This is a genomic window from Peribacillus sp. N1, assembly GCF_054600815.1.
Genome location: NZ_BAAHZO010000006.1, coordinates 245,382 through 265,605 on the forward strand (window position 1 = coordinate 245,382; position 20,224 = coordinate 265,605).

The window sequence follows — 20,224 nt, forward strand, 5'->3', positions numbered from 1 at the left end:
TCCCGGGAATGGTGGTTTTTGTTTTGTCTCAAGATGACAGTACATTGCCTAAAAAGAGGGTACAGAGCAGCTTGAAATCTCAAGCATACCCCATATACCCCAAATCATTACAAGGTCACAGTCAGCTAGATTACTTAGTTATTTCAATCAATAAGTCTCCAGTACTGATCGCTTCTCCATCTTTAACATAAATATCTTTAATGGTCCCGGAGAATGGTGCTTGCACGGTAGTTTCCATTTTCATCGCTTCCGTAATGATTAGGTGATCACCCTGCTTGACCTGATCGCCTTTCTCGACAACTACGCGAATAACCGTACCTGGCATTGTCGCACCGAGTTGTTCTTTATTTTTTGGATCTGCTTTCATTTTTGATACAACGGAAGATTTAATGTTTTCATCCTTGATGATCACTTCACGTGATTGACCATTCAACTCAAAATAAACGACCCTTGTTCCATCAGCCAATGGCTGACCGATTGAAACCAATTTTACGATGAGCGTTTTACCCTTTTCAATTTCAACTTCGATTTCTTCCCCTAGCCTCAAGCCATATAAGAAAGTAGCTGTATCGAGGTTGGAAACATCTCCAAACAGCTCAATCGTTTTATTGTAATCCAGGAATACTTTTGGATATAGGGCATATGCAAGCACATCGAAATCAGTGACTGCCCGTCCCAATTCCTTGAATAATTCTTCTTTAAGTGCTGCAAAGTCCACTTCTTCCAGTAATTCACCCGGTCTTACTGTTATAGGTTTCTTCCCTTTCAAGATAACTTCCTGAAGCTCTTTAGGGAATCCCCCAACTGGCTGACCTAGATAGCCTTCGAATAACTCTATGACTGAATCAGGGAAATCGATGGAATTTCCTTTTGTCAGAACATCTTCTTCAGACAGGTTATTTTGTACCATGAATAAAGCCATATCCCCAACAACTTTGGATGAAGGAGTTACTTTAACGATATCGCCGAACATTACATTGACGCGCTGGTACATCTCTTTCACTTCATGCCAGCGGTCTCCCAGCCCCACTGCTTTGGCTTGCTGCTGCAGATTACTATATTGACCGCCTGGCATCTCGTGTTTGTAAACCTCGGTATGAGGTGCATTCATGCCGCTTTCGAAGTCATGATAGAATTTCCTGACCTCTCCCCAGTATTCTCCTAAACGCTCTAGAGAATCGACTTCCAATTTAGGCTGTCTGCTTGACCCCTCCAATGCATAATGAAGTGTTTGTACACTTGGCTGCGAAGTCAGTCCAGCCAAAGAACCAATCGCCGTATCAACGATATCCACACCAGCTTCGATCGCTTTAGAATACATGTAAATTCCATTTCCGCTTGTATCATGAGTATGCAGATGGATCGGAAGGGATGTCGATTCTTTCAGTTCCGATACAAGGCGGTAAGCAGCTTCAGGTTTCAAGAGGCCGGCCATATCCTTGATCGCTAAAATATGGGCACCGGCTTGTTCTAATTCCACCGCCATATTTTTATAGTATTCGATATTATACTTGCTGCGTGATGGGTCATTCAAATCCCCTGTATAACAAATGGCAGCTTCCGCAATTTTGCCTGATTGACGGACTGCATCAATAGCCAATTCCATTCCTTTAACCCAGTTTAAACTATCGAAGATACGGAAAACGTCAATGCCTGCATCCGCTGATTTCTCTACGAATTCACGAATAACATTATCAGGGTAATTTTTGTAACCAACTGCATTTGAAGCCCTTAATAGCATTTGCAAAAGGACATTCGGAGCTTTTTTCCTGAAACTTAACAGCCTGTCCCATGGATCTTCTTTCAAGAAGCGATATGCGACATCAAAAGTTGCCCCGCCCCACATCTCCATTGAAAATAAATCAGGAAGGAGTTTTGCTGTAGGCTCAGCGATATCAAGGATATCTTTCGACCTGATTCTCGTCGCCAGTAAAGATTGATGTGCATCACGGAAAGTCGTATCGGTGATCAATACCTCTTTCTGTTCTTTAATCCATTTGACCAGTCCCTCTGCACCTTGCTCTTCAAGTATATTTTTTGTACCAGAGATAAGCGGCAGACCACCAACATTAGGAATCGGAGCTGGATCAAAAACCGGCTTTTTCTTTTTCTCGACTCCCGGGAATCCATTCACGGTCACATTTCCGATATATGAAAGCATTTTTGTCCCACGGTCTTTCCTGATTGGGAAGCTAAATAATTCCGGTGTTGTATCAATGAATGATGTATCATATTCCCCATTTATGAATTTTTCATGTTTAACAACATTTTCAAGGAAGGGAATATTAGTTTTAATTCCACGAATCCTGAATTCCTTAAGGTTACGAACCATTTTGGAAGCTGCCTGCTCAAATGAAAGCGCATGAGTCGAAAGTTTAACGAGAAGGGAATCATAATATGGTGTGATGACCGCACCTTGGAACCCATTCCCTGCGTCCAGACGAACACCGAATCCCCCACCGGAACGGTAAACCATCATTTTCCCGGTATCGGGCATGAAATTATTCAATGGGTCCTCAGTCGTCACCCTTGATTGAATCGCATATCCATGAGTTTTAATTCCCGCTTGTTCGGGAATCCCGATCTTTTTGCCATGGAGCTCATGCCCTTCAGCTACCATGATTTGAGATTGAACGATATCAATGCCCGTAATCATTTCAGTAATGGTATGCTCAACCTGAACCCGTGGATTGACTTCAATAAAGTAAAATTCGCCATTTGCGACAAGGAACTCGACCGTACCAGCGTTCACATAATCAATATTTTTCGCCAACTTGACGGCTGCCTCACAAATCCTTTCCCTTAAATCTTCGGAAAGGGAAACGGAAGGTGCCACTTCCACAACTTTTTGATGCCGTCTCTGAACGGAACAGTCACGTTCATATAAATGGACGATATTCCCATGAGTATCAGCCAAAATCTGAACTTCGATATGCTTCGGATTTTGTATGAATCTCTCTACATAGACTTCATCATTACCAAAAGCTGCTTTAGCTTCTGATTTTGCGCGATCATAAGCCTCTTCAACTTCTTCGATTTTTTCGACAATCCGCATTCCGCGTCCGCCGCCGCCTAAAGAGGCTTTTATAATAATTGGAAAACCATATTGTTCACCAAATTCCTTGACTTCTTCAACACTGGTCACCGGTCCATCGCTACCAGGGATAACCGGAATATCAGCCAGTTCAGCTTGTGTTCTGGCTTTCACTTTGTCACCAAACATATCTAGGTGTCTTGATTCTGGTCCGATGAAGATTATGCCCTCTTCCTCACAACGTTTCGCAAATTCAATATTTTCTGAAAGAAAACCATAACCTGGATGAATCGCATCGACTCCGCTCATTTTGGCAATCGCAATTATGCCTTCAATATCCAGATATGCATCAATCGGCTTTTTGCCTTCCCCGACCAAATATGCCTCATCCGCTTTATATCTGTGATAAGAACCATAATCTTCCTTTGAATAGATTGCAACTGTGTGAATGTCTAATTCCGTACATGCACGAAAAATCCTTATCGCTATTTCCCCACGATTTGCCGCAAGTACTTTTTCTATACGTTTCGCCATTGCTACCACCCTAATCAATATGTATTTTTATTGAATATATAGAAAAAAAGCGTGAAAGATTTCCACCACTTTTTATTCATGAATTGATTTCCCAAATAAGGAGTCCAATCTGATTAAGCTCATTTTATCGCTGATGTAATTATTTCGATATATTTTATATTTTCGATTTTTACATTCGATAAAGTTTAAAAAGAGCCCTATACCATTAACAAATGAAAATTTAGCTATAATAATATATTATCAATTTAATTTAACATTCAATTAATATAACAATAATACTAAAATTAACTGAATACAATAAAAAAATAAAAAATTGCATATATTCGTATATAAAAACAAGGAATTAAATCTGTTTTCCCTCCAAGACTCCAATGCCGCAGCAAAGGAACAGGACCATAAATTGCCAATATCAAAAAAAACTCAAATTGAGCTTCCGAGGACCAATTAGTATGTCACTATTTGATATAGTATAACACTATTAAATAATTATGTACATAAATAAAAAACTCAAACAATCATCGAGATTTGTTTGAGTTAGTATGTTTTATCTATTATTTTTTTAATGATGCTTCATGCAAAACTGACAATTCCTGTTCAAGGGTTTCCAAAAGGGATTTACCCTCGGTTTCCTCTACCAAACCTAAGCGTACGGCAAAATCAATTTCTCTTGATAGACCGAACATTTGTGTATCAAGGACCTCTTCATATAAAGGACATTGAGGCATAGTGAGATTTTCCATTTGAACTTTTATCAGTTTTAGAATCTTGTCAGCATCTGCTTTTAATAAAGCATAAGCTTTTTCTCGATGATTGACAAGCATATCAGATGCCATGTTAAATCCCCCCGCTCAGAGCGATTAAATCTTATCTTTAAATTCTACCTTTAGTTTTGTGAAAAAGCAAGGACATTGACAAACAATTTGCCATTGAGATAACACAATCACCTCTCAAATGAATATACCCAGCCATGAAAATTGTTCACCATCGTGAAGATGTGACAATTCAATTATAATTGATTATAATCATTAAAGAGCAACAGAAAGGAATGAGATATTTGGAACCCATCGTATTTATAAATGGAAAAGTGAAATATCCAATTACACTAGATCCCGGAGTATGGATTTTTGATGACCGTAAAGTTGAAATAAATACATATTTCCACGCAGAAAGAGTCCAAGTCAATGAATTAGAAGAATATACGATTGCTGCCTCCAAACATTGGCAAAAAGAAATACAGGAAGGCGCAATAATGCCACCTACATTAAAAACGGAACGAAAGTTCGAGAAGCAAAGATTGCTGGAAGGGACTTTCGGCATCCCTTTTGAACCTTTTTTAAAAAATGCCGAACCTGAAAATGGGGTAACTGAAGTCATCGTTACAACCGATGATGAGGAGCTTACATTCCCATTGGAAACGGCACTTGAATTTTTCCTGGGCTTTTCCAAGGAAGGAAAGCCGCTTAAAATATCCGAGGGCGGTCCTTTGGAAATTTATTTCGGAGACGCTTCCAACATCAATGATCCGATAAAAAATGTACGGTCTTTCACTGTTAAATAAGAATTATTCCATTCTCGCCAAAAACTTTAGAGCAATCGGCAAGGGATATCCCTTGCCGATTGCATTATAAAAGCGTAGCTGCCAGCTGGGCCAATCCAGATCTTTCCCCTTTTATCAATTTAACGTGGCCTGCAATACGCTCGGTCTTGAATTTTTCCACCACATATGTCAAACCATTATTATATTCATCTAAATACGGATGATCTATTTGTTCCGGATCTCCCATTAACACAATTTTGCTTCGCTCCCCGACCCTCGTCAAAATGGTCTTGACCTCATGTTTCGTTAAGTTCTGCGCTTCATCGATGATGATGAACTGATCCGGGATGCTCCTTCCCCTGATATAGGTGAGGGCTTCCACTTCGATCGAACTCATGCCTGCTAAAATGGCATCCAATTCCCCAGGTTTTTTCGTATTGAACAAAAATTCGAGATTATCAAAAATAGGCTGCATCCATGGTCTTAATTTTTCTTCTTTTTCCCCTGGCAGATAACCAATATCTTTACCAACCGGAACAATGGGCCTGGCAACCAAAAGTTTCTTATATTGTGACAAATCTTCAGTTTGCATCAATCCTGTTGCCAATGCCAATAAAGTCTTACCTGTCCCAGCTTTACCAATGAGCGTCACAAGCTTGATGTCCGAACGGAGCAACAAATCTAGGGCCATCGTCTGCTGGACATTTCTCGGTTTTATTCCCCAAATATGTTCCCCTTCATACATCAATTTCTTAACGAACCTGCAATTCTCATCCACAATCCCTATCGCAGAAGCTGAACTGCCCAGCGTGTCCTTCATCAACAGGAATTGATTTGGATAATATGAATCTTTTGTCAGTTCTTCCAATGCCAGAAAACTTTTTTCATAAAACTTATTCAGATTATCAATCGATACAAACACTTCTTTGTGCCCAGCGTAAATATGGTCCAGTTCTACGACACGGTCATTTAAAAAGTCCTCTGCCTCAAGACCGATTGCATCAGCCTTGACCCTGACGAGTGTATCTTTACTAACCAAAATGACCGTTTTTCCTGCTTCCTTCGTCTCTTCTTCCAATGATAAATTTTTCGCGACTGCCAATATCCTGTTATCATTCGTTTTCTCCACAAAAATTTCCTGAAGCTTATGAAATGAACGATGGTTGAGTTCAATCCTTATGCTGCCTCCATTATGAAGCGGAATGCTCTGATGAAGCTTCCCTTTTTCCCGAAAGCCATCGATCAATTTCGATACTTGCCTGGCATTCCTTCCGATTTCATCCATGTACCTTTTTTTCGAATCCAATTCTTCTAATACGACTGCTGGAATGACAACTTCATTATCTTCGAATGAATAAATCGAATACGGATCCTGCAACAGGACATTCGTATCTAAAACATAGATTTTTTTCCCCAATATGACGCCTCCTGCCTGCTCTATAGGATATGCCTTACCATTTACTACACTCAGCATTTATGTAGCGGACGAGACTGTTGATAAAATATATGTTCCTTTGCATAAAGATAGAAGAACATTTACAGACTATAAAGAAAACTTCCAGCAAAGAATGCAATCCCCATCATTGATAACACCATGTTTCACTGCATTTTATACTTATATGCATCAGACTTGGTTGTGATGGACAGGCTGGAACAAAAAAAGAGCATTAAGGAGGTTTTACATTGCGAAAAATCATATTGCCGCTCGCTGCGGTTCTGTTGATGTCAGGTTGCACAATGGATAATAATAACGAAGTGTCTGAAAATAACACAAAAAACAATATAACGAAAGTCAATAATACGACCATTAAGGAGGCAGACAGAAATACCGGCCAGCAAACAGCGGAAAGACTCACCGGTTTGGCTAAATCCATTCCGGAGGTGAACGATGCCACCGCAGTCGTACTTGGCAAATATGCCATCGTCGGAATAGATATTGACCAAGATATTGAGCGTTCACAGGTCGGAACGATAAAGTACTCTGTTGGAGAAACTTTAAAACATGATCCTGAAGGTGCAAATGCCCTCATCGTCGCTGACCCGGATATAAATGAGCGGATCAGGGAGGTGGCCAGGGATATTAAAGACGGCAGACCCGTAACAGGCATATTAAATGAACTGGCTGATATCACAAGTCGAGTCATTCCTGAGGTTCCTGGTGATATTTTAACCCCAACGCCGTCCAAGAACATTGAAAATGAAAAAAATAAACTTGATGATGAAACGGAAAGAAAAGAACTCGATAAAGAGCAAAATGATCAATCCAATCACTTTAAAGAATGAATTTTCCTGACCCGAAGTGAATCTTCGGGTTTTTTGTCTATACCCGCCATGCACCAAGTAACATAAACTTTCAAATGTCAGTTTCACTTTATCCTCGTTTTACCATAAAAATATTGGTATACTTAAAAGCATATTCGAATTGAAGTGAGGTTCAACTAATATGAAGGTTAAATGTGTAATATGCGATCAAATTGAATCTATACCTGACGATAGCCCAGAAGCAAAGAAACTTCGAAACCGTCCTATACATACCTATATGTGCAATACATGCAACCAACGCATAGAAGAGCGTACGAACGAACGGATTGCAACCGGAAACTTCCGTCTGTACCGGACGATCAAAAATGAAGATGAATGGTAGAATATTTTATAAAGTTTGCCTGATTGGTCTCATCAATGGAGTTCTGCTTGGATTAATAATGAAGTGGGTAGAAATGTTTTCCGGCAAGCAAGTGTATAAGCTTTTATTGAATGTGGATTTCATTCCTCTAATTGGAGCTGTTTCCTGGAGTGAGACATCATTGTTCTTTTTCCATCTCCTTTTTTCACTTGCCATTACGTTTATTTACGCTTATATTCTTCATCCTTTGAAAATTTTCAGGAGATGGAACGAATACGCACTTGCTTTTATCACGATCATTCCCGCCATCATGCTTTACTTCCCACTATCGGCGCTGTCGAAAACAGAAGTTGTCCTTCCTTCTGATTTGACAGCTTTCTTTTTGTGGACAATCTTACATCTTTTTTACGGACTTTTCCTCCCTAAAGCCATATAAAAAAAGAACCGTGCGTAAATCGCACGGTTCTTTTTATCATTACTCGATATTTTTATACTTTTCTGGCTCTAACTGAATTTGGTCTAACATGATATCAATCAATTCAATCGGATAACGTTGCTTTTTCATTTCGTCTCCCAAAAGGTACTCGACGAAATAAAAAGGTTCTGTCTTTGTAATCGAATCGATTATCACCTGATGATCGTCTTTCAGCATCTGCATGAAAAACATTTCTGTATCGCGTGCAGCTGTATCATCAGGCCTTGCATCACAGACAACTTTGATCGTCAACCAATTGTATAAAGCATCCTGTAATGATTTCATCATCTTAAGCCTGTTCTTCTTTTCTCGTATTATGAAGACGGATCCTATAAATCCCCAGAACAAGCGAAGCGATGACTAATGCTTCCCCCATAGGAAGAAACACCGCAAAGAAAGAAAGAAGGGTACATCCAAGTGCCATTACCACATAAATGACCACATTTTTTAGCAATGGTAACTTTTTAGCAAAACCTAACTGATAGACAAGGATGCATAATCCAAAGACCGTCAAATATAAATACCACATTCCTGCTTCAGGATTTTCATCCACTCTGTACAATGCTGCAAAAAATGATAATCGCTCTTGGATATCCAATCTTTTCTCCTCCTCTTGCTATTTATTTTTCTTCAACAGCAACTTTTTTTCTTTTAGCTGCTCTTTCACGCTCGTTTTTATCTAGAATTTTTTTACGAAGACGGATTGAATCCGGAGTTACTTCACAGTACTCGTCATCGTTCAAATATTCCAGAGCTTCTTCAAGGGACATGATTCTTGGTTTTTTCATGGAAGAAGTTTGGTCTTTATTTGCTGAACGCATATTTGTCATTTGTTTCGCTTTAACGATATTAACTGTCAAATCGCTATCACGGTTATGTTCCCCGACGATCATGCCTTCGTAAATATCCGTACCTGGCTCAACGAAAATAACACCGCGGTCTTCTACTTGCATAATACCATATTGTGTAGTTTTTCCTGATTCCATGGATACAAGTACACCTTGACGTCTTCCGCCGACTTGACCTTGGGCCATTGGTTGGTAGCTGTCAAATGAATGGTTCATGATACCATATCCGCGTGTAATCGTTAAGAACTCAGTTGAATAACCAATAAGTCCGCGAGCTGGGATCGTGAACAGTAAACGAACTTGACCGCTTCCGCTGTTGATCATATCCAATAATTCACCTTTACGGGCTCCCATTGATTCCATGATCGAACCAGTGTGCTCCTCAGGTACGTCGATTTGTACACGTTCAACCGGCTCACAACGGACACCATCAATCAAACGAACGATAACTTCCGGTTTAGAAACTTGCAGTTCATAACCTTCACGTCTCATGTTTTCGATCAGGATGGAAAGGTGAAGCTCCCCACGACCTGAAACAATCCAGACATCCGGAGAATCAGTATTTTCGACTCTTAAGCTGACATCAGTCTGCAATTGGTTTCTCAAACGCTCTTCAATTTTACGAGCTGTAACGAATTTACCTTCACGGCCTGCGAATGGGCTGTTATTTACAAGGAAAGTCATTTGTAATGTTGGCTCGTCAATACGCAGGATAGGTAGAGCTTCAGGGTGTTCAGTCGGACAAACTGTTTCCCCTACGTTAATATCCTCCATACCAGAAACGGCAATTAAATCACCGGCAACGGCTTCTTGGATTTCAACTTTCTTCAAGCCGATATAACCAAAGATTTTCGTTACACGGAATTGTTTAACCTTCCCATCAAGTTTCATTAATGAAACTTGTTGACCTACATGCATTTTACCGCGGAATACACGGCCAACGCCAATACGTCCTACATAATCATTATAGTCAAGTAAAGCCACTTGGAATTGAAGCGGTTCATCTGAGTTATCGATTGGTGCAGGGATCGTCTCAACGATTGTTTCGAAAAGTGGGGTCATGTCTTCTTCTTGTTTAGAAGGATCTGAATCCAAGCTTGCAGTACCAGCAATACCTGAAGTGAAGACAACTGGGAAGTCTAATTGTTCTTCTTCAGCTCCTAGCTCGATGAATAAGTCAATTACTTCATCGACCACTTCATTTGGACGTGCAGAATCTTTATCGATTTTGTTCACGACAACGATTGGCGTGATCTTTTGTTCCAATGCTTTTTTCAACACGAAGCGAGTTTGCGGCATACAGCCTTCATATGCATCAACAACAAGAAGAACGCCATCAACCATTTTCATGATCCGTTCCACTTCACCACCAAAGTCGGCATGACCAGGTGTATCCAAAATATTGATCCTTGTATCTTGGTATTGAACTGCTGTATTTTTCGCAAGAATCGTAATTCCGCGTTCTTTTTCAATCGCATTAGAATCCATCGCACGTTCTTCCACATGTTCATTTTCACGGAAAGTACCAGATTGCTTAAGCAACTGATCCACTAACGTTGTTTTACCATGGTCAACGTGGGCAATGATGGCTATATTACGAATATTTTCTCTTAATTTCAAAAAATTCACTCCTAAAAAAGTTTGTGTATAACGTATCACTAGTATTAACTTACATATTATATCACAAACATACTAGAAACAAATACAGAAATTATGTACAATAGATATATTAGGGGTGATATTAATGAACATTAAATGGAATTTCTTAATATTAGCGGTATTGGCAACATCCAGCATTGGCTCCATTGGCATCTTCATTGCTGAAAAAAGCTTGATTGGAATATTGGCTGCAATCGTTATTCTTTGCGGAATAATGGGGTTCGGTTTCACTCAGAAGAAGAAATTACGCGAAGCCGGGAAGTTATAATATAAAAAAAACTCGCTGACATACAGCGAGTTTTTTTGTTAATTATTTCAAAATGAGTATTTGATTCCATCCGTGCAAGATATTTATCCTGTATGCAATAAGGCCCTTGATGCTAACGGCTGGAGTTTCCTGACAAGTATTTATCGAATACTTCTTTGTGAAGCCCGGGTTTAGATACGAAAAGTGAGTCGCCTTCTAAATAATTCAATTTGTCACCTTTAATATTACTAACTTCCCCGCCCACTTCCTCAACCAGCAAAACTCCCCCGGCAAAGTCCCAAGGCATGAGTCTCATGGTAATGTATGCATCAATCCTTCCAGCTGCCACGAATGCCAGCTCCAATGCTGCCGAGCCATAAGAACGTGTCCCTCTTGCATCCCGAACCAGCGGTGCCAAAAGACTCGGGTCAATCCTCCGGTTTTCCGTTACCCAGCTAGCATTAATGGAAATGATCGCTTTGCTTACTGATGCCTCTTCAAGTGATGGGAGCCTTTGATCATTCAGAAATGCTCCCTGCCCCTTGACCGCATGATATAATTCATCACTGAAGACATCATAAACCATGCCAATCTTTCCAATGCCATCCACATAAACCCCTAGAGAAATTGCAAAATTCCGCTGTTGATGAATGAAATTCAAAGTTCCATCAATTGGATCGATGATCCACACCGTACCTTTTAGGTCTTTAATATCATGGCCCATTCCTTCTTCGCCAAAAATGCGGTGTTCAGGAAAGACTTCGCCGATTTTTTCGCAAAAAAACTTTTCTATCCCCTTATCCATATTAGTGACCAAATCATTCGGATTCGTTTTCATTTCAATATTCAACTTGGTTTTAAAGGACGCCCTAAGCCTAGTACCCGCTTCTTTCATCCATAACTTCGCATATGTATCCATTTCCTTGACCGATGCCATTATAATATCCCCGTCCTTTATGATCAGAAACTACATTAAAATGATCCACTTCTAAAGATTAAAGCAAATATAGCTTGCCTTCAAGTTTTTAACATCTTAAATTTTCCATTTTTTAAAAACATATGTGGAAAGAAGGTTCCTTGACCATCCATCCATTAATCGGTTTCGCAATCAAGAGTTAGCCCGCGGAAATACTTTTCAAACCACTTTACCTAAACGTCTCCCTTCCTTATTAAATGGGACCGAACCAAAATAAAATACCCACCTTATATATTTTGGACATTTAATGAAAAACGGACACAATATTTTTTATAAAATAAAGTGTCCGTTCATCTATAATAAAATTCCTTGTATTGAAATTGATTCATTTCCTTTATTCATTCTCCTTCAAGATCTCTGCAGCCAATCATTTACAAGGCTTTCAGTTTTAACAATTCCAAGCGGATGCGTTCAAGCCTTTGCTTGCATTGTGACCTCTTTTGGTCATTCTCTTCACCAATTGCTTCAAAAAGGGTTGCTAATTCATAGTCCATTTCCATTCTTAACACTGCAGCTCTATGTCTTTCAACTTCTTTAGCTTTTAATGCTTGGTTCATGACTTGTTTCATAATTAACATTCTCCCTTCATCAATTAACGTAATTTTCTGAATTTATATTATCATATGATTTCCTACAACAAATAGCAACTAATTTGTGCTTTAACCTATAAGTAATTTTACATAGCCAACCCAAATCGTATTTTTTAAATTTTACTTTTACTTATGCTACAATATGTGCAGATATTACGGTAGGAGAGATGAAAATGAATATAGCAAGTTTTACAGCAAGTGATTTTGATGTTTTTAAAATTGATGGATTGGAATCCCGCATGGATGCTTTAAAAGAACGGATCCAGCCCAAATTACAAGCCCTAGGAGAGCACTTTTCTCAAAAACTGTCAGTTATGACCGGCGATGAAATGTACCCTCACGTTGCAAAGCATGCTAGACGGACAGTGAATCCACCTAATGATACATGGGTTGCCTTCGCTGCCAACAGCAGAGGATATAAAATGATGCCGCATTTCCAAATCGGGTTATGGGAAACGCATATGTTCATCTGGTATGCCGTCATTTATGAAGCCCCTAATAAAACGGAAATCGGAAAGCATCTGGAGCAGCAGGCAGACCGATTGGTGAATAGCATTCCCTCCCATTATGTTTGGTCAATGGACCATACAAAACCTGATGTCATCCATCATGAAGGTCTTGGAGTAGATGATTTGAATTCAATGTTCACTCGTTTGCAAACGGTAAAGAAAGCCGAAATTCTATGCGGTATAAAAATTTCCCGTGATGACGCCATAAAGTTAAAAGATGATGATTTCATTAAAACCATTCAAGATGCGTTTGAACATCTTTTACCCTTATATCAATTAAATTAAACACATTTGATTTGTATTCGGATCCAACAAAAAACCGGTTAAGATAAAAGGAGAGCCTTATGGCTCTCCTTAGACTGTAGACAAACTCGATCATTTTAGAGTTTGTCTACAGTTTTTTTTAGGTTTTTAAAATATGACCGTTGCCTCCAGACACTCTCTTTCCGCAGCGGGCAGCCTGGGAGTCTCTCCATTCCTATTTTTGCACTACCCCTTTACTTGCTTGTATCAAGTCACTAATTTGATCTTCCTTACCTGTTTCGAAGCAATCGATGATCTTGCTGCCGACTATGACACCATCGCAGTATTGTATAGCATCACGTACATGATTTGGCGTTGATATGCCGAACCCAGCAAGAACGGGAACCGGACTTATCTCTTTTACCTTCTTTAAATAGCCTCCAAGTTCTTCCCCAAAGGCGTCACGGGCACCTGTAATCCCTTTGACTGTAACTGCGTAGATAAAACCCTCCGCCCCTGCGGTAATCTCAGTGATACGCTCTTTCGATGACGTGAGTGTCACAAGGCGGATAAGAACGATTCCTGCAGTTTTGATTGATGAAAAGATAGCTTCTTCTTCAATCGGTAAATCGGGGATGATGCACCCGGAAATCCCTGCTTGTAGACAATCATTGGTAAACTCTTTAAGTCCATATGCAAGGATTGAATTCGTATATCCCATTAAAATAATTGGGATGGTCACATCATTTTTGATTTCCATTACTTTTTTCAGGACATCTTTTAAAGTTGTTCCATTTTCCAAAGAACGGATGCCAGCTTGTTGGATAACAGGTCCATCTGCGACAGGGTCAGAGAATGGGATACCTAGTTCAACAGCAGTCGCCCCGCTGTTTTCAAGGAAAAGAAGCTGGCTCTTTAACCGTTCAAGACCTCCATCTCCTGCCATAATATATGGGATGAATGCTTTTTCCTGTTTTGTTTGACATTCTTGAAGCGCGTTTGTTAATTTATTCATGTTTACTACCTCCCATCAACGATTGGACCGTTTCAACATCCTTATCACCACGGCCGGACAGGCAAATCACCAGTCCTGTTCCTTTCTCCATTTCTTTAGCAAGCTTTAAACCGTAGGAAATCGCATGTGAACTTTCTAAAGCAGGGATGATGCCTTCCTCTCTTGAAAGCAACGTTAGAGCTTCTAAGGCTTCCGCATCGGTTACCGAAGTATATTCCACCCGATTTGTATCTTTTAAGTAACTATGTTCAGGCCCTACCCCTGGATAATCCAGCCCTGCTGAAATTGAATGCGCCTCTTGGATCTGACCGTCCTCGTTCTGCAACACATACATGAATGCCCCGTGGAGCACCCCAGGTTTCCCCTTCGTCAAACTTGAAGCATGCAATGGCGTTTCAAGTCCATGCCCTGCCGCTTCCACTCCGTATAATTTTACCGTTTCATCCTCAATGAAGGGATAAAACATTCCCATTGCATTACTTCCTCCGCCTATGCAAGCGACTACTGCATCCGGCAGGGAATGTACCGCCTCCGAATATTGACGCTTTGTTTCATATCCTATCACGCTTTGAAAATCACGAACTATAACGGGGAATGGATGCGGTCCAAGAACCGATCCCATTATATAATGGGTGTCATCCACATTCGCCACCCAATATCGTAACGCCTCATTCACAGCATCCTTCAGTGTCCCGCTTCCTTGTGAAACAGATATGACCTTGGCTCCCAAAAGCTCCATCCTGAATACATTTAATTTCTGTCTCCTGATATCTTCTTCTCCCATAAAGATGATGCATTCCAACTTCAGCAATGCACACACAGTCGCCGTTGCTACCCCATGCTGTCCTGCACCCGTTTCGGCAATCACCTTTTTCTTGCCCATTTTCTGAGTCAGCAAAGCTTGACCGATCGTATTATTTATTTTGTGGGCCCCAGTATGATTCAGGTCTTCGCGCTTCAGGTAAATATTTGCACCACCAGCCAGTCTCGTTAAGTTCTCCGCAAAATAAAGTGGTGTTTCCCGACCGATATATTGTTTCAGGTAATAGCTTAGCTGACTTTGGAATTCAGGATCATTTTTAGATTGTTCATATACTTCTTCAAGCTCCGTAATCGCCGCCATTAAAGTTTCCGGAACGAAACGGCCTCCATATGCTCCAAAATGTCCAGTTTTATCAGGCTGTGTATAAGTGTTCATCTATTCATTCCTCTTTTCCGGCTGTATATTTTGCCTCATTAATAAATGCTTTTATTTTTGCAGCATCTTTTAATCCGTTTGTTTCAACACCACTGGCTACGTCAACTGCGAACGGTGATACGGCATCAATCGCTTTTCCGACATTTTCCGGAGTCAGCCCACCCGCTAGAATCACCTTCCCCAGTGGCAGTTCCGCTTTTCGGATCATTTCCCAATCCAAAGTCAATCCCTTTCCAGATGAACTCTTAGGAAGATCGACTAATAGATAATCTGCTGGGTATTCATGAAGGTTTTCAAGGTCTTTCTCTGAATTGACGGCAAAGGCCTTGATCACCGGTAAGGGCATTCTGCGGGCGAAGCTGGCAGGCTCGTTACCATGAAGCTGAATATAATCCAATCCTGCAATTTCGGCATTTTTTATCACTTCTTGTTCAGTTTGATTGGCAAACACTCCGACTTTTTTAACATGTCCAGCTAGTTTGGCTCCGAATTCTCCCACTATCTCTGGCTCAACCTTCCTGCTGCTCTCGGCAAAAATGAAACCAATGAAGTCTGCCCCTGATTCAACAGCAGTCTGAGCGGCAGCCAATGTCTTTATCCCACAGATTTTCACTAACATATTAATCTCCTTATATACTCATTTGCAGTTCAGCCATCGTGTGCGGAAGATTTGATGCAGTCATCAGCGTCTCCCCGACTAAAATCGCTTTTGCACCAGCTTCCTTCACACGCATCACGTCTTCTTTTGTCTTGATCCCACTTTCACTGATAATGATATGGCGTGTTGGATCAAGTAACTTTGCCAGTCGTTCAGTTACAGCCAAATCCACTTTGAAAGTCTTTAAATTCCGATTATTGATCCCTATGAGCTCTGCATTCAGCTCGAGAGCCTGTTTTAGTTCGGCTTCATCATGGACTTCAGTCAATACTTCAAGCCCACTCTTTTTTGCATATTGATATAATTCATGAAGTCGTTCTTTAGAAAGTGCTGCCACAATCAATAGAATGATAGTTGCACCAGCTTGATGAGCACGATCGATTTGGATTTCATCGATGATGAAATCTTTGCACAGCCTGGGAATCCGTATAGCCTCGCTTACGTTTCTCAAATCTGCAATTGATCCTTTAAAGAAAACCTCATCCGTCAATACGGATATCGCTGCCGCTCCGCCGCTTTCATATGAAAGGGCCTGCTCGATCGGATTAACATTGATTTTAATGTCCCCTTTTGAAGGGGAAGCCCGTTTTATTTCCGCGATAACAGCCATCGATTTCGCCGTTTTCAAATGATCCACCAAAGATGGCCTGACTATGTTGACCATGACCGAATCACCTAAGCCCCTTTCTTTTAAATTTGCGACTTCCACCTTTTTCTGTTCGATGATTTTCGTTAAAATATTTTCCATTACATGACCACCTTATTTCTATTGCCATAAGCAATCAGATTTTCTAACTTTGCAAGAGCCGATCCGCTATCAAGGCTTTCCTTGGCCATGGAGATTCCTTTTTTGATCGTTGCTGCCGTTCCATGTGCGAATAATCCCAATCCAGCATTCAATAAAACGGTATCACGATAGGCCCCTTTTTCCCCCTTGAGAAGCCTGAGCATGATATCGGCATTTTGTTTGGCGTCACCGCCGCGAATGGCATCATTTCCATAAACCGGCAGATCCACTTCTTCAGGATGCAGCGTAAATGGGATAATATCCCCCTGCTCCAATAGCACGAGTGAATTTTCACCCTGCAGGCTCGCTTCATCCATGAATCCGGCACCATTTATCACTACCGCGCGTTTCCTGCCTAATTTATGCAGGACTTCCGCAAAAAGCTCGAGCATATCGCGTCGATTGATTCCCATTAATTGCGTATCGAGTTGGACTGGATTCGTTAAAGGTCCGATGAGATTAAATATCGTCGGGATTTTCAGTTCTTTTCTCACTTTCATTATCCGTGCAATATTAGGGTGGACCGATGGGGCAAATAAGAATGCGATCCCATTTACCTCCAACAGTTCTTTTAACATGTCTGGCTCCAAGTACAAATTAACACCTAGCTCTTCCAATACATCCGCACTGCCCGTTTTGCTTGAAATGCTACGGTTTCCATGTTTTGCAACCTTGACACCGGCACCTGCCAGCACGAAGGCCGATGCTGTACTTATATTGAAGCTTTGTGATCCATCCCCTCCCGTTCCGCAATTATCCATTACATTAAGGGAGCTTGTTTGTACACTTCTTGCTTCTTTTCTCATGACCCTGACAAGGCTCGCTATTTCACCTGCCGTTTCCCCTTTGGATTTTAGGGCAATGATGAATGCTGCCATTTCGCTTTCGGTGATATCTTTTGAAAATAACGATTGGGCTGCTCTGCTCATCTCTTCTTCCGTCAATGTTTGACGCTCTGCTAACTTCGCTAAATATTCCTTCACCGCTAACTCCCCCAGTCGTTTTTTGTTTTATAAAATGGATTGTTGCTTCTCTGATTGAAAGGTTCCGGCAATCTCATAAAATTGATGTAATAATTCCTTGCCGATTTTCGTCCCTATAGATTCAGGGTGGAACTGTAAACCGTAGAGCGGGAATTCCTGATGTTTCAGGGCCATGATTTCCCCATCATCCAGTGCTACTGCCGTCACAGTCAGTTCGTCTGGTAAACTCGCCCTTTCAACAACAAGGGAATGGTAACGCATTACTGGGAATTGTAAGTCCTGTTTAGCAAATACACCTGTTCCATCATGTTCGATTACCGATGTTTTCCCATGCATGATTTGTTTCGCTCCAACCACATTCGCACCAAAAACTGCACCAATGGCCTGATGCCCCAGACAAATGCCTAAAAGCGGAACCTTCTCATAGAAATTGCGGATGATCTCCATACTGATACCAGCATCTTCCGGCCTGCCGGGTCCCGGGGAAATGACGATTGCCATTGGATTCAGTTCCTCAATTTCCGCAAGGGTGATTTCGTCATTCCTTTTCACTACGATTTCTTTTTCCACTTCCCCTAAATATTGATAAAGGTTGTAAGTGAACGAGTCATAATTATCAATTAATAAAATCATTTAGTGTGAACCTCCATTAAAGCGCGTGCTTTATTTTGTGTTTCTTCATATTCCGTTTTGGGATCTGAATCATATACAATTCCAGCCCCTGCCTGTACATAGGCCTTGCCATCTTTAATGATCATCGTCCGAATGGCTAAAGCCATATCAAGATCCCCTCCAAAACCTATGTAGCCTATCGAGCCCGAATACATCCCCCGTTTACAATTTTCAAGTTCATTGATCAGCTCCATTGCCCTGATTTTAGGAGCACCTGAAACTGTTCCGGCAGGGAGGCAGACCGTAAGGGCATCTAAACTCGTGTACCCTTCCCTAAGCTTTCCGCTAACCTTCGAAGCAATATGCATGACGTGCTGATATCTTTGAATTTCCATTTCCTCAGTAAGGTGGATTGAACCGATTTCACAAACCCTGCCAAGATCATTTCTACCTAAATCAACAAGCATCTTATGCTCGGCAAGTTCCTTTTCATCCATCAGCAGGCTTTTTTCGAAGCCCTTATCTTCTTCATCCGTTTTCCCTCTCGGCCGTGTGCCGGCGATGGGATTAACATGAACCATTCCTGATGAAACACTGATTAAACTTTCTGGAGACGACCCAATGATTGTATAATCGCCAAATTCTATATAAAACATATACGGAGACGGGTTGGCTAATCGCAAACGTCGGTAAGCATCGAAGGGCTCCCCATCGAAGTCCGCTTTAAACCTTTGTGATAAAACGACTTGGAACACTTCACCAGCTACAATCGCCGCTTTGACTTCAAGGACCATTTTCTCGAATTCATCCTGACTGAAATTCGAATCGAATTCCAAATATTCCGACGATATTTCCTTTGACGGCTTGCTTGCCTGATTGATTTTCCCCTTCATCTCCAATAAACTTTTTTCACTATCTTCTTCCGCAGTCAATAGATGGATTTTCTGCAGAACATGATCGAATATATACAATTCTTTATAAAAAAGAAAATGAGCATCAGGCATTTGCAGAGAATCAGGAGGAACCGGACCTATATTTTCATATAGACGAATGATATCATAGCCCATATATCCGATTGCGCCGCCGTTAAAAGGAGGAAGATTTATGGGAGCCTCTCCTATTTCCACTAATAATTCGTTTTTTAGAAACTCGATGATATTGATGTTCTTTACGATTTGGTCACCTGTTTCGGTGTCTTTTACATATACTTGGTCAGCAATTGATGTAACCTCCAAGTACGGTTTTGAACCTAGATAAGAGTAGCGGCCGTTGTCATGATGCGAATTTGAACTTTCCAATAAAAACTTCTGGTCACCATCCAATTTCTGAAATATGGCAATGGGTGTGTGGATATCCCCTTCAATTGTGTCCATTTTAAAACGGAGTATTTTTTTTTCATCCAAATTATTCATCTCAATTCCCTCCCGATTCTTATACGTTTTTTGTAAACCTCCGAAGGGAAAACCCTTTTGGCCAAGTGCCGGAGTTTTCAGTTCCTCTGGATATTTTTTGATGCTTCTCTAAAAGGTATATATATTGAAATTCCAATAAAAAAATCCCCCGCAAACACAAATATGTGTCTGCAGAGGACGGTATACCGCGGTGCCACCTCAAGTTGGAAAAATGCATCATTTTTCCCTCTCAAGCAAGAATGAAAAATTCTTGCGATTACCCTTTAACGGTGGCAGCCGAGTTT

21 protein-coding genes and 1 other annotated feature (1 of these 22 running past the window's edge) are annotated in these 20,224 nt (G+C 40.8%); of the genes, 6 read left to right on the top strand and 15 right to left on the bottom strand.

Annotated features, from left to right (window positions below; translation table 11 throughout):
* Window positions 1-130: 130 nt before the first annotated feature.
* Together pyc and ACYP5M_RS21980 are read right to left on the bottom strand one after the other, a co-directional pair.
* The gene (gene pyc / locus ACYP5M_RS21975) at window positions 131-3,568 is read right to left on the bottom strand and encodes a pyruvate carboxylase (protein WP_459735520.1); all 3,438 of its coding nucleotides are present in this window, start codon (window positions 3,566-3,568) and stop codon (window positions 131-133) included.
* A gap of 551 nt (window positions 3,569-4,119) precedes the next feature.
* The gene (locus ACYP5M_RS21980) at window positions 4,120-4,401 is read right to left on the bottom strand and encodes an Fpa/YlaN family protein (protein WP_034313996.1); all 282 of its coding nucleotides are present in this window, start codon (window positions 4,399-4,401) and stop codon (window positions 4,120-4,122) included.
* Window positions 4,402-4,622: 221 nt separating this feature from the next.
* Here ACYP5M_RS21980 and ACYP5M_RS21985 point away from each other — a divergent pair, with 221 nt between their 5' ends.
* The gene (locus tag ACYP5M_RS21985) at window positions 4,623-5,126 is read left to right on the top strand and encodes a hypothetical protein (protein ID WP_101224551.1); all 504 of its coding nucleotides are present in this window, start codon (window positions 4,623-4,625) and stop codon (window positions 5,124-5,126) included.
* 64 nt (window positions 5,127-5,190) lie between these two features.
* Here ACYP5M_RS21985 and ACYP5M_RS21990 read toward each other — a convergent pair whose 3' ends face one another.
* Complete coding sequence (locus ACYP5M_RS21990; RefSeq protein ID WP_413243322.1) at window positions 5,191-6,522, bottom strand: PhoH family protein; 1,332 nt, start codon at window positions 6,520-6,522, stop codon at window positions 5,191-5,193.
* 266 nt (window positions 6,523-6,788) lie between these two features.
* Between ACYP5M_RS21990 and ACYP5M_RS21995 the strand changes: the two genes are divergently transcribed.
* From ACYP5M_RS21995 to ACYP5M_RS22005, 3 genes are all read left to right on the top strand, one after another.
* Complete coding sequence (locus ACYP5M_RS21995; RefSeq protein WP_434169023.1) at window positions 6,789-7,388, top strand: YhcN/YlaJ family sporulation lipoprotein; 600 nt, start codon at window positions 6,789-6,791, stop codon at window positions 7,386-7,388.
* A gap of 160 nt (window positions 7,389-7,548) precedes the next feature.
* A complete protein-coding gene (locus ACYP5M_RS22000) occupies window positions 7,549-7,749 on the top strand; it encodes a YlaI family protein (RefSeq protein WP_072272690.1) in 201 nt (66 codons plus the stop codon).
* Window positions 7,733-8,164, top strand: a complete 432-nt coding sequence (locus tag ACYP5M_RS22005; protein WP_459735521.1) for a hypothetical protein — start codon at window positions 7,733-7,735, stop codon at window positions 8,162-8,164. Before ACYP5M_RS22000 ends, ACYP5M_RS22005 begins: the two co-directional genes overlap by 17 nt.
* Before the next feature lie 39 nt (window positions 8,165-8,203).
* Here the strand turns inward: ACYP5M_RS22005 and ACYP5M_RS22010 are convergent, their stop codons facing one another.
* From ACYP5M_RS22010 to typA, 3 genes are read right to left on the bottom strand one after another with little or no spacing between them, the layout of a single operon-like run.
* On the bottom strand, window positions 8,204-8,488 hold the full coding sequence (locus ACYP5M_RS22010) for a hypothetical protein (RefSeq protein WP_459735544.1): 285 nt from the start codon (window positions 8,486-8,488) through the stop codon (window positions 8,204-8,206).
* A 4-nt stretch (window positions 8,489-8,492) separates the two neighbouring features.
* Window positions 8,493-8,801, bottom strand: coding sequence for a YlaH-like family protein (locus tag ACYP5M_RS22015; RefSeq protein ID WP_459735522.1), 309 nt, complete (start codon window positions 8,799-8,801; stop codon window positions 8,493-8,495).
* A gap of 22 nt (window positions 8,802-8,823) precedes the next feature.
* Window positions 8,824-10,671: a translational GTPase TypA gene (gene typA, locus ACYP5M_RS22020; RefSeq protein WP_241590418.1), complete on the bottom strand. Its 1,848-nt coding sequence runs from the start codon at window positions 10,669-10,671 to the stop codon at window positions 8,824-8,826.
* 124 nt (window positions 10,672-10,795) lie between these two features.
* Between typA and ACYP5M_RS22025 the strand changes: the two genes are divergently transcribed.
* The gene (locus tag ACYP5M_RS22025) at window positions 10,796-10,978 is read left to right on the top strand and encodes a YlaF family protein (protein ID WP_034314013.1); all 183 of its coding nucleotides are present in this window, start codon (window positions 10,796-10,798) and stop codon (window positions 10,976-10,978) included.
* A 112-nt stretch (window positions 10,979-11,090) separates the two neighbouring features.
* Here the strand turns inward: ACYP5M_RS22025 and ACYP5M_RS22030 are convergent, their stop codons facing one another.
* Window positions 11,091-11,894 carry an inositol monophosphatase family protein gene (locus ACYP5M_RS22030; protein ID WP_402941692.1) on the bottom strand — a complete coding sequence of 268 codons (804 nt, stop codon included), beginning with the start codon at window positions 11,892-11,894 and terminating at the stop codon, window positions 11,091-11,093.
* Window positions 11,895-12,304: 410 nt separating this feature from the next.
* Window positions 12,305-12,502, bottom strand: a complete 198-nt coding sequence (locus ACYP5M_RS22035; RefSeq protein WP_034314018.1) for a hypothetical protein — start codon at window positions 12,500-12,502, stop codon at window positions 12,305-12,307.
* Window positions 12,503-12,696: 194 nt separating this feature from the next.
* Between ACYP5M_RS22035 and ACYP5M_RS22040 the strand changes: the two genes are divergently transcribed.
* A complete protein-coding gene (locus ACYP5M_RS22040; RefSeq protein ID WP_434169022.1) occupies window positions 12,697-13,317 on the top strand; it encodes a YktB family protein in 621 nt (206 codons plus the stop codon).
* A 193-nt stretch (window positions 13,318-13,510) separates the two neighbouring features.
* Here ACYP5M_RS22040 and trpA read toward each other — a convergent pair whose 3' ends face one another.
* The 7 genes from trpA to trpE are packed head-to-tail and all read right to left on the bottom strand — an operon-like array spanning window position 13,511 to window position 19,940.
* Window positions 13,511-14,290: a tryptophan synthase subunit alpha gene (gene trpA, locus ACYP5M_RS22045; RefSeq protein WP_230177581.1), complete on the bottom strand. Its 780-nt coding sequence runs from the start codon at window positions 14,288-14,290 to the stop codon at window positions 13,511-13,513.
* The gene (gene trpB, locus ACYP5M_RS22050) at window positions 14,283-15,488 is read right to left on the bottom strand and encodes a tryptophan synthase subunit beta (RefSeq protein ID WP_459735523.1); all 1,206 of its coding nucleotides are present in this window, start codon (window positions 15,486-15,488) and stop codon (window positions 14,283-14,285) included. The genes trpA and trpB overlap by 8 nt, the downstream gene beginning before the upstream one ends.
* 4 nt (window positions 15,489-15,492) lie before the next feature.
* Window positions 15,493-16,107 carry a phosphoribosylanthranilate isomerase gene (locus ACYP5M_RS22055; RefSeq protein WP_434169020.1) on the bottom strand — a complete coding sequence of 205 codons (615 nt, stop codon included), beginning with the start codon at window positions 16,105-16,107 and terminating at the stop codon, window positions 15,493-15,495.
* 10 nt (window positions 16,108-16,117) lie between these two features.
* A complete protein-coding gene (gene trpC / locus ACYP5M_RS22060; RefSeq protein WP_202190635.1) occupies window positions 16,118-16,894 on the bottom strand; it encodes an indole-3-glycerol phosphate synthase TrpC in 777 nt (258 codons plus the stop codon).
* Window positions 16,894-17,916, bottom strand: a complete 1,023-nt coding sequence (gene trpD, locus ACYP5M_RS22065; RefSeq protein ID WP_101224543.1) for an anthranilate phosphoribosyltransferase — start codon at window positions 17,914-17,916, stop codon at window positions 16,894-16,896. Before trpD ends, trpC begins: the two co-directional genes overlap by 1 nt.
* 27 nt (window positions 17,917-17,943) lie before the next feature.
* Window positions 17,944-18,549 (bottom strand): anthranilate synthase component II, encoded by a 606-nt coding sequence (locus tag ACYP5M_RS22070; protein WP_230177587.1) that lies wholly within the window; start codon window positions 18,547-18,549, stop codon window positions 17,944-17,946.
* On the bottom strand, window positions 18,546-19,940 hold the full coding sequence (trpE, locus tag ACYP5M_RS22075; RefSeq protein ID WP_434169018.1) for an anthranilate synthase component I: 1,395 nt from the start codon (window positions 19,938-19,940) through the stop codon (window positions 18,546-18,548). The genes ACYP5M_RS22070 and trpE overlap by 4 nt, the downstream gene beginning before the upstream one ends.
* A 170-nt stretch (window positions 19,941-20,110) precedes the next feature.
* Window positions 20,111-20,224, bottom strand: a binding site (T-box leader) (it continues 123 nt past the right edge of the window).